The organism is Mitsuaria sp. TWR114 (genome assembly GCF_007997345.1).
This window is the reverse complement of the sequence record NZ_VOSR01000688.1, coordinates 1-8,550: the sequence shown is the minus strand read 5'-3', so window position 1 is coordinate 8,550 and position 8,550 is coordinate 1. Positions and strand designations below refer to the sequence as shown.

Here is an 8,550-nt window from a genome sequence, read left to right as displayed (position 1 = left end):
GCGATCGCGCCGGCCGCCTCGAGGTTGGTCTTGAAGATCGTGTCGTCGAAGTTGCGCGCACCGACGAAGCCGCCGGTGTTCACGTCGATCGTCGTCATCGCCTCGGTCTGGTCGATGATCAGGTAGCCGCCGGACTTCAGGTCCACCCGCCGCGCCAGCGCCCGGGCGATCTCCGCGTCGATGTTGTTCAGGTCGAAGATCGGCCGCTCGCCCCGGTACAGCTCCAGCTTCGCCGTGGCGGCCGGCATGTAGGTCTCGCCGAACTGGCGCACCACGTCGTACTGCAGCTTGGCGTCGATGCGGATCGAGTTGGTCCGCTCGCTCGCCAGGTCGCGCAGCACGCGTTCGACCAGGCTCAGGTCCTGGAACAGCAGGCTGCCGGGCGGCAGGCGCAGCGACTTCTCGCGGATCGACGCCCAGGTCTTGCGCAGGTAGGCGATGTCGGCGCCGAGTTCCTCATCGCTCGCCTCCTCGGCGTTGGTGCGCAGGATGAAGCCGCCGGTGTTGCCGTCCTGGACCCCGGCCGAGACCAGCGTCTGCATGCGCGCGCGCAGCGCGTCGCGCGCCTCGGGCGAACCGATCTTCTGGGAGATGCCGATGTGGTTGTCCTGCGGCAGGTGCACCAGCAGCCGGCCCGCGATGGAGATCTGCGTCGACAGCCGGGCGCCTTTCGTGCCGATCGGGTCCTTGATGACCTGCACGGTCAAGGCCTGGCCCTCGTAGACGAGGCGCTCGATCGGGGTCGCCTGGCCGCTCTCGCCGTGATGGCCGCGCGGGCTCACGCCGTTGAGGTGCAGGTCGGCCACGTGCAGGAAGGCCGCCCGCTCCAGGCCGATGTCGATGAAGGCGGACTGCATGCCGGGCAGCACCCGCGCCACCTTGCCGAGATAGACGTTGCCGACGAGGCCGCGTTCCAGCGTGCGCTCGATGTGCAGTTCCTGCACGGCCCCGTTCTCGACCACGGCCACCCGCGTCTCCTGCGGGGTCCAGTTGATCAGGATGTCTTCCATGTTCTTGTGCTCCAGCGCTCTCGTCAGCCTCGGGGCTGGCGGCAACGCTCGAGTCGCCTTCCGGATCGCCTGCCTGGGGTCTCCGGTCCTCGCGTCGGCCTCAGACCTCGAAGCCGCCCTCCCGCAACAACCGGGCCGTTTCGAACAACGGCAGGCCCATGATGCCCGAATAACTGCCGGCGATGTGTTCGATCCAGGCCGCGGCCTGACTTTGTATCGCATAGGCGCCGGCCTTGCCCATCGGCTCGCCCGAGGCCACGTAGGCCCGCAGCCGGTCCTGGCCGATCTCGGCGAAGCGCACCTGCGACACGTTGACGTCGCTGAGCACGCGCCCGTCCGGCAGACCCAGCGCGACGGCGGTCAGCACCCGGTGCGTCCGGCCGGAGAGGCGGGCGAGCATCGCCGCCGCATGGTCCGCGTCGTCCGGCTTGCCCAGGATGAGCGCGCCCAGCGCGACCGTCGTGTCGGAGCACAGCACCGGCGCGGGCGGCAGGCCGCGCGACGCGCGGCGGCGCAGCGCCGCCTGCAGCTTCGCGGCGGTGACGCGGGTCACGTAGTCGTCCGGCGATTCGCCATCGACCACCGCCTCCAGCGCCTCCGCGTCCTCGTCGGCGCCGGGCAGCAGCAGCTCGTGACGCACGCCGATCTGCTCGAGCAGCTGACGGCGGCGCGGGCTCTGGGACGCGAGGTAGAGAAAGTCGAAGGCAGCGGCGGAGGCGGCGGATGCAACCGAGGTGGCGGAAGTGGGATCGGACATGGGCGATTCACTCGCGGTGATACGGATGCCCTTCCATCACGGACCAGGCGCGGTAGAGGCCTTCGGCCAGCAGCACGCGCACGAACGCGTGCGGCAGGGTCAGGTCGGAGAGGCGCAGCTTCTCGTCGGCGCGCGACTTGATGCTGTCGTCCAGGCCGTCGGGGCCGCCGATGAAGATCGCCACATCGCGGCCGTCGCCGCGCCAGGTCTCCAGCCGCTGCGCGAGCTGCTTGCTGGTGACCCGCTCGCCGCGCTCGTCGAGCACCACGCGCCGCGCCCCTTTCGGGCAGGCGGCGTCCAGGCGCTGGGCCTCGGCCGCCATCAACTGCTCGGTCGACTTGCCGGTGGTGCGCGGTTCCGCCTTCACCGCCTTGAGCTCCAGCCGCATCTCCGGCGGGAAGCGCTTGGCGAAATCCTCATAGGCCTCATCGGCCCAGGCCGGCATCTTCTGGCCGACCGCGCACAGCACCAGCCGCACGGGGTCAGGCCTTGGCCTTGGACTTCGTGCCGGTCTTCACCGTCGTCTTCTTGGCCGCGGGCTTGGCGGCCGCCTTCTTGGCCGCCGGTCTGGCAGCCGGCTTGGCGGCGGCGACCTTGGGCGACAGCTTCTTCACCGCCGGCTTCTTGCTGCCGACCTTCACCGTCTCGACCACTTCCTTCTTCGCCGCGGGCTTGCGCGCGGTCTTGGCGGCGGTCGCGCCGGTCGTTGTCTTCTTCGCCGGCGCCTTGGCGGCGGTCTTGGTCGCGGCGGCCTTCGCGGCGGGGGCCTTCTTCGCCGCGGTCTTGGCGGCGGTCTTCGCGCCCGTGGTCTTGGCCGCGGCGGACTTGGTGCCGGTGGCGCGCGTGGGCGCCTTCTTCGACGCGGTCGCGACGGCCTCGCCGTCGGCGGACTTGGCCTTGGCCGGCTTCTTCGCCGACTTGGCGGCCTTCTTCGCCTTGGGCGCGTCCTCGTCCTCGTCGTCCATCGGCTCGGACGCCTTCACCAGCTTCGTGCCGCTGTTGCCCAGCTTGAGCTTGACCGGCTTGCCGCCCCAGATTTCCTCGAGGTGGTAGTACTGGCGGATCGCCGGCTGCATCAGGTGCACGACGGCCGCGCCGCAGTCCACGATGATCCATTCGCCGTTGTCCTCGCCCTCGGTGCGCATCACCTGCATGCCGCGCTTCTTGACCGTCTCCCGCACGCTGGACGCCAGCGCCTTGGTCTGCCGGTTGCTCGTGCCCGACGCGATGATCACGCGCTCGAACAGGGGCGACAGGCGCTCGGTGTCGAAGACCAGGATGTCCTGCGCCTTCACATCCTCCAGACCATCGACGATGGCACGTTCCAGTTTCTTGATGTCCATTCAGTTCTCACTGTAGAGACGGTGCCGGGCAATATACCCCGCCACCTCGTCGCCCACCACGGGCCTCACGTCAGCGCCCTTGGCCGCCAGTCGGCGGGCCTCGGTGGATGACCATTGCAGCGCCGGCATCACCAGCCGGACCAGCCGATGCGGCCGCTCCAGCAGCGCCGCCGGCGCCCTCACCTCGTCCTGCGCGCGGGCGGCCACCGCCAGCCCCATGCGCTCGACCAGTTCCTCCCAGCCGTTCCAGCTCGGGAAGCCGGCCAGCTGGTCCTGTCCCAGGATCAGCCAGAGCGCGTCGCCCGGCCGTTCCTGCTGATACTCGCGCACCGAGTCGAGCGTGTAGCTCGGCCCGGCGCGCCGGATCTCGCGATCGTCGACGACGAAACGCGGATCGCCGCCCTCGCCCGCGATCGTCAACCGGACCATCTCGGCCCGGTGCGCCGCGCCGGCCATCCGGCGGCCCGACTTCTGCCACGGCTGCCCGGCGACGATCCAGCGCACCTCGTCCAGCGCGAGCTGGTCCAGCGCCGCGTGCGCCAGCGCCAGGTGGGCGCGATGCACCGGATCGAACGACCCGCCGAACCATCCGACCTGTCGCGCGCGGTTCGAATGGCTGCTGCTCACTCGGGACCCTTCAGAACCAGAGGTGCGTCGGCACCTCGTCGGCCCAGTCGCGCGGGCGGAGGAAGTCGGTGTAGAGCCGGGCCTCGGGCGAGCCGTCCTCGGGCTGCCAGTCGTAGCGCCAGCGCGCCACCGGCGGCATCGACATCAGGATCGATTCGGTGCGCCCGCCCGACTGCAGCCCGAACAGCGTGCCGCGGTCGAAGACCAGGTTGAACTCGACATAACGACCCCGGCGATAGGCCTGGAAGTCACGCTCGCGCTCGCCATAGGCCAGGCCGTGACGGCGCTCGACGATGGGCTCGTAGGCCGGCAGGAAGGCATCGCCCACCGACTGCAGCAGGCCGAAGGCGTTGTCGATGCCGCCCTCGGCGAAGTCGTCGAAGAAGATGCCGCCGACGCCGCGCGGCTCGTTGCGGTGCTTCAGGTGGAAGTACTCGTCGCACCACTGCTTGAAGCGCGGATAGAGGTCCTGGCCATGCGGCTCCAGCGCGGCACGGCAGGTGCGGTGGAAGTGCTGCGCGTCGCGCTCGAAGCCGTAGTACGGCGTCAGGTCCATGCCGCCGCCGAACCAGACGACCGGATCGCGGTCGGCCGGCAGCGCCGCAAACATGCGCACGTTCATGTGGACCGTCGGCACGAACGGGTTGTGCGGGTGCATCACCAGCGAGACGCCCATCGCCTCGAACGGCGATCCGGCCAGCTCGGGTCGGTGGGCCGTCGCCGACGGCGGCAGCACCCGGCCGCGCACATGCGAGAAATTGACGCCGCCGCGCTCGAACACCGCGCCGTTCTCGATCAGACGCACCAGGCCGTCGCCCTCCAGGCGGCCGCCGGGCTCGCGTTGCCAGGCATCGCTGATGAAGGCCTGGCCGTCCAGGCGCTCCAGCGTCGTGACGATCCGCTGCTGCAGGCCGAGCAGGTAGTCGCGCACCAACTGCGTGTTCATCGGGAATCTCCATCCTGGCGCGCCCGGGGCGCGCCCTCATTGGGCTTGAAGCGGATCAGGCCGGCCTGGTCGGGCCGCCTGCCTTGGCGCCCCTGCAGCACCTGCGCGAACAGCGCCAGGTCCCGGGTGGGATCGCCGCTGAGCTCGACGAAGTCGGTGAAGATCACCTGCTTCGTCGCGAAGTCGAACGACGCCAGCCCCACCGGCACGCCGGCCTGCACGGCCACGTGGTACGCGCCCGACTTCCAGTGATCGACGTAGCCGCGCGTGCCCTCGGGCGCGACGATCAGCCAGAACGACTCCCCGCGCGCCTTGGCGTCGAGCATCTGGCGCACGGTGTCGCCGACCAGCCCGTTGGCCGAGCGCCGGTTCACCGCCACGCCGCCGATCGCGCGCATCCAGTGACCGACCAGCGGCAGCTTGAACAGGCTGTCCTTGGCCCAGAACCTGAGCTCGAAACCCAGGCTCCACTTCGTCAGTACGCCGACCGGGAAATCCCAGTTGGAGGTGTGCGGGTACACCATCACCACGCCCTGCCGCGCCGGCAGGCCCTGGCAGACGATGCGCCAGCCGAAGAGCCGCAGCACCGCCCGCGCCAGCGCGCTGCCGCGCGGCATCGGCGTCAGCGCGCCGGTCCAGCGGCGCGGCAGGGCGCGCGCCTCGCCGTCCGCGGGGCGGACGTCGAGGGTCTGCGGCAAGTCGAGGCTCAAGATGGGCAGCGGCGAGGAAAGGCAGTGGACCGGCTTCAGCGCTTGATGGCGCGGTAACCGATGTCCTGGCGGTACTGCTTGCCGTCGAACTGGATCGACTGCGCGGTCTGGTAAGCCAGCTGCTGGGCATGGCGCACCGCCTCGCCCAGCGCGGTCACGCACAGCACGCGGCCGCCGCTGGTGACGAGCTGGCCGTCCTCGCGCAGCGTCGTGCCGGCATGGAAGACCATCGCGTCCTCGCCGTCCTCGGGCAGGCCGGTGATCGCGTCGCCCTTGCGCGGCGACAGCGGATAACCGCTGGCGGCCATCACGACGCCCAGCGCCGCGCGGCGGTCCCACTGCAGCTCGACCTGGTCCAGCGTGCCGTCGGTCGCGTGCATCAGCACCTCGAACAGGTCGCTCTTGAGCCGCATCATGATCGGCTGCGTCTCGGGATCGCCCATGCGGGTGTTGAACTCGACGGTGCGCGGCTGGCCGTGCGCGTCGATCATCAGGCCGGCGTAGAGGAAACCGGTGAACGGGGTGCCGTCGCGGGCCATGCCCTGGATCGTCGGCATGACGATCTCGTGCATCACCTTGGCATGGACGTTGGGCGTCACCACCGGCGCCGGCGAGTACGCGCCCATGCCACCGGTGTTGGGACCCTGGTCGGCGTCGAGCAGGCGCTTGTGGTCCTGGCTGGTGGCCAGCGGCAGGACGTTGCGGCCGTCGCACAGCACGATGAAGCTGGCTTCCTCGCCTTCGAGGAACTGCTCGATGACGACGCGCGCGCCGCCCTCGTTGTGGACCACACCGAGCTTGTTGTCGGCCAGGATCCAGTCGATCGCCTCATGCGCCTCGGCCAGCGTCATCGCCACGACCACGCCCTTGCCCGCCGCCAGGCCATCGGCCTTGATGACGATGGGCGCGCCCTGCGCGTCGACGTAGGCATGGGCCTGGGTCGCGTCGCTGAAGGTCTCGTAGGCGGCGGTCGGGATGCCGTGGCGCTTCATGAACTCCTTGGCGAAGGCCTTGGAGCTCTCCAGCTGCGCGGCCGCCTTGGTCGGGCCGAAGATGCGCAGCCCGCGGGCGCGGAACTCGTCGACGACGCCGGCGGCCAGGAAGGCCTCGGGGCCGACCACGGTCAGCGCGATCTTCTGCTCGACGGCGAAGTCGGCCAGCGCCTTCACGTCGGTGATCGGGACGTTCTTCAGGAGCGGATCGCGCGCGGTGCCGCCGTTGCCGGGCGCCACGAACACCTGCGTGACGCGCTCGCCCTGCGCCAGCCGCCAGGCCAGCGCGTGCTCGCGGCCACCATTGCCAAGGACCAGGACCTTCATTCGGACAGGCTCGCGTTGTGATAGACCTCCTGGACGTCGTCCAGGTCCTCGATGACGTCCAGCAGCTTCTGCATGCGCGCGGCGTCGTCGCCGGCCAGGTCGATGGTGTTCTCGGCCCGCATGGTGACCTCGGCGATCTCGGGCTTCAGGCCGGCGGCCTCGAGCGCGTTCTTCACCGCTTCATAGTCGCCGGGGGCGGTCAGCACCTCGATGGCGCCGTCGTCGTCGGTCAGGACGTCCTCGGCGCCGGCTTCCAGCGCCACCTCCATGACCTTGTCCTCGGACGTGCCGGGCGCGAAGACCAGCTGGCCGCAGTGCTTGAACTGGAAGGCCACCGAGCCTTCGGTGCCCAGGTTGCCGCCGTACTTGCTGAAGGCGTGACGGACCTCGGCGACGGTGCGCACGCGGTTGTCGGTCATGCAGTCGACGATGATCGCGGCGCCGCCGATGCCGTAGCCTTCGTAGCGGATTTCCTCGTAGGTCACGCCGTCGAGGTTGCCGGTGGCCTTGTCGACGTTGCGCTTGATGTTGTCGGCCGGCATGTTGGCGGCCTTGGCCTTCTCGATCGCCAGGCGCAGGCGGGGGTTCATGGTGATGTCGCCGCCGCCGGTGCGCGCGGCGACGATGATTTCACGGGTCAGACGGGTCCAGACCTTGCCGCGCTTCTCGTCCTGGCGGCCCTTGCGGTGCTGGATGTTGGCCCATTTGGAATGCCCTGCCATGTCCTCGTTCTCCTATGAACGACGGCCCGGAAAAACTCCGGGCGGCGCTGTTGATGCTTCGTTAGACTGCGATTTTAGCTTTTTGCCTCTGGAGACTTCCGCATGGCCGACCCGATCCTGCTGGCCCGCCACGGCGACACCGAATGCCAGCTGCTTCCGGCGCTGGCCAACCGGCACGGCCTGATCACCGGCGCGACCGGCACCGGCAAGACGATCAGCCTGCAGAAACTGGCCGAATCCTTCAGCCAGATGGGGGTACCGGTCTTCATGGCGGACGTCAAGGGCGACCTGACCGGCATCTCGCAGGCGGGCGCGCCGTCGACCAAGCTGCTGGCGGTGCTGAAGGAACGCGGCATCTCGCCGCCGGCCCCGATCGCCTGCCCGACCACGCTGTGGGACGTCTTCGGCGAGCAGGGCCATCCGGTGCGGGCGACCGTCTCCGACATGGGCCCGCTGCTGCTGTCGAGGATGCTGGGCCTGAACGAGACCCAGGCCGGCGTGATGCAGATGGTCTTCAAGATCGCCGACGACCACGGCCTGGCGCTGCTGGACCTGAAGGACCTGCGCGCGATGCTGCAGCACGTCGGGGAGAACGCCAGCGAGTTCACGACCCAGTACGGCAATGTGTCAGCCGCCAGTGTCGGCGCGATCCAGCGCGGCCTGCTGCAGATCGAGGCGCAAGGCGGCGACAAGTTCTTCGGCGAGCCGATGCTCGACATCCACGATTTCATGCAGACCTCGGATGGATTGGGCGTCATCAACATCCTGGCCGCCGACAAGCTGATGGCCGCGCCGCGGCTGTACGCGACCTTCCTGCTGTGGATGCTGTCGGAACTGTTCGAGACGCTGCCGGAGGTGGGCGACCTGGACAAGCCCAAGCTGGTGTTCTTCTTCGACGAGGCCCACCTGCTGTTCAAGGACGCGCCGGCGGCGCTGGTCGAGCGCATCGAGCTGGTCGTGCGGCTGGTGCGGTCCAAGGGCGTCGGGGTCTATTTCGTGACGCAGAACCCGCTGGACATCCCGGACACGGTGCTGGGCCAGCTCGGCAACCGGGTGCAGCACGCGCTGCGCGCGTTCACGCCACGCGACCAGAAGGCGGTCAAGGCGGCGGCGGAC

Annotated in this window: 10 protein-coding genes; 1 reads left to right on the top strand and 9 read right to left on the bottom strand. The window is 69.6% G+C overall.

The window, feature by feature from the left end; all coding sequences use genetic code 11:
* The 9 genes from FUT87_RS22405 to FUT87_RS22365 form a co-directional block, all read right to left on the bottom strand.
* Positions 1 to 1,010 (bottom strand): Rne/Rng family ribonuclease (locus FUT87_RS22405; RefSeq protein ID WP_147242439.1); only part of this gene is annotated, 1,010 nt, incomplete at its 3' end.
* A 100-nt stretch (positions 1,011 to 1,110) separates the two neighbouring features.
* Complete coding sequence (locus FUT87_RS22400; RefSeq protein ID WP_147242438.1) at positions 1,111 to 1,767, bottom strand: nucleoside triphosphate pyrophosphatase; 657 nt, start codon at positions 1,765 to 1,767, stop codon at positions 1,111 to 1,113.
* A 7-nt stretch (positions 1,768 to 1,774) separates the two neighbouring features.
* The gene (rlmH, locus tag FUT87_RS22395) at positions 1,775 to 2,245 is read right to left on the bottom strand and encodes a 23S rRNA (pseudouridine(1915)-N(3))-methyltransferase RlmH (protein WP_091734000.1); all 471 of its coding nucleotides are present in this window, start codon (positions 2,243 to 2,245) and stop codon (positions 1,775 to 1,777) included.
* A 4-nt stretch (positions 2,246 to 2,249) separates the two neighbouring features.
* Entirely contained in the window at positions 2,250 to 3,110 is an 861-nt protein-coding gene (gene rsfS / locus FUT87_RS22390) for a ribosome silencing factor (protein WP_147242437.1), read from the bottom strand.
* Positions 3,111 to 3,737, bottom strand: coding sequence for a nicotinate (nicotinamide) nucleotide adenylyltransferase (gene nadD, locus FUT87_RS22385; RefSeq protein WP_147242436.1), 627 nt, complete (start codon positions 3,735 to 3,737; stop codon positions 3,111 to 3,113).
* Between the two features lie 10 nt (positions 3,738 to 3,747).
* Positions 3,748 to 4,683 (bottom strand): oxygen-dependent coproporphyrinogen oxidase, encoded by a 936-nt coding sequence (gene hemF / locus FUT87_RS22380; protein ID WP_091734006.1) that lies wholly within the window; start codon positions 4,681 to 4,683, stop codon positions 3,748 to 3,750.
* The gene (locus FUT87_RS22375) at positions 4,680 to 5,393 is read right to left on the bottom strand and encodes a 1-acyl-sn-glycerol-3-phosphate acyltransferase (RefSeq protein WP_222617244.1); all 714 of its coding nucleotides are present in this window, start codon (positions 5,391 to 5,393) and stop codon (positions 4,680 to 4,682) included. Before FUT87_RS22375 ends, hemF begins: the two co-directional genes overlap by 4 nt.
* Positions 5,394 to 5,428: 35 nt before the next feature.
* Positions 5,429 to 6,712 carry a phosphoribosylamine--glycine ligase gene (gene purD / locus FUT87_RS22370; RefSeq protein WP_099860448.1) on the bottom strand — a complete coding sequence of 428 codons (1,284 nt, stop codon included), beginning with the start codon at positions 6,710 to 6,712 and terminating at the stop codon, positions 5,429 to 5,431.
* The gene (locus FUT87_RS22365; RefSeq protein WP_091734010.1) at positions 6,709 to 7,434 is read right to left on the bottom strand and encodes a YebC/PmpR family DNA-binding transcriptional regulator; all 726 of its coding nucleotides are present in this window, start codon (positions 7,432 to 7,434) and stop codon (positions 6,709 to 6,711) included. The genes purD and FUT87_RS22365 overlap by 4 nt, the downstream gene beginning before the upstream one ends.
* Before the next feature lie 102 nt (positions 7,435 to 7,536).
* Here FUT87_RS22365 and FUT87_RS22360 point away from each other — a divergent pair.
* The coding region (locus tag FUT87_RS22360) for a helicase HerA-like domain-containing protein (protein ID WP_147242435.1) at positions 7,537 to 8,550 on the top strand (1,014 nt) is incomplete at its 3' end.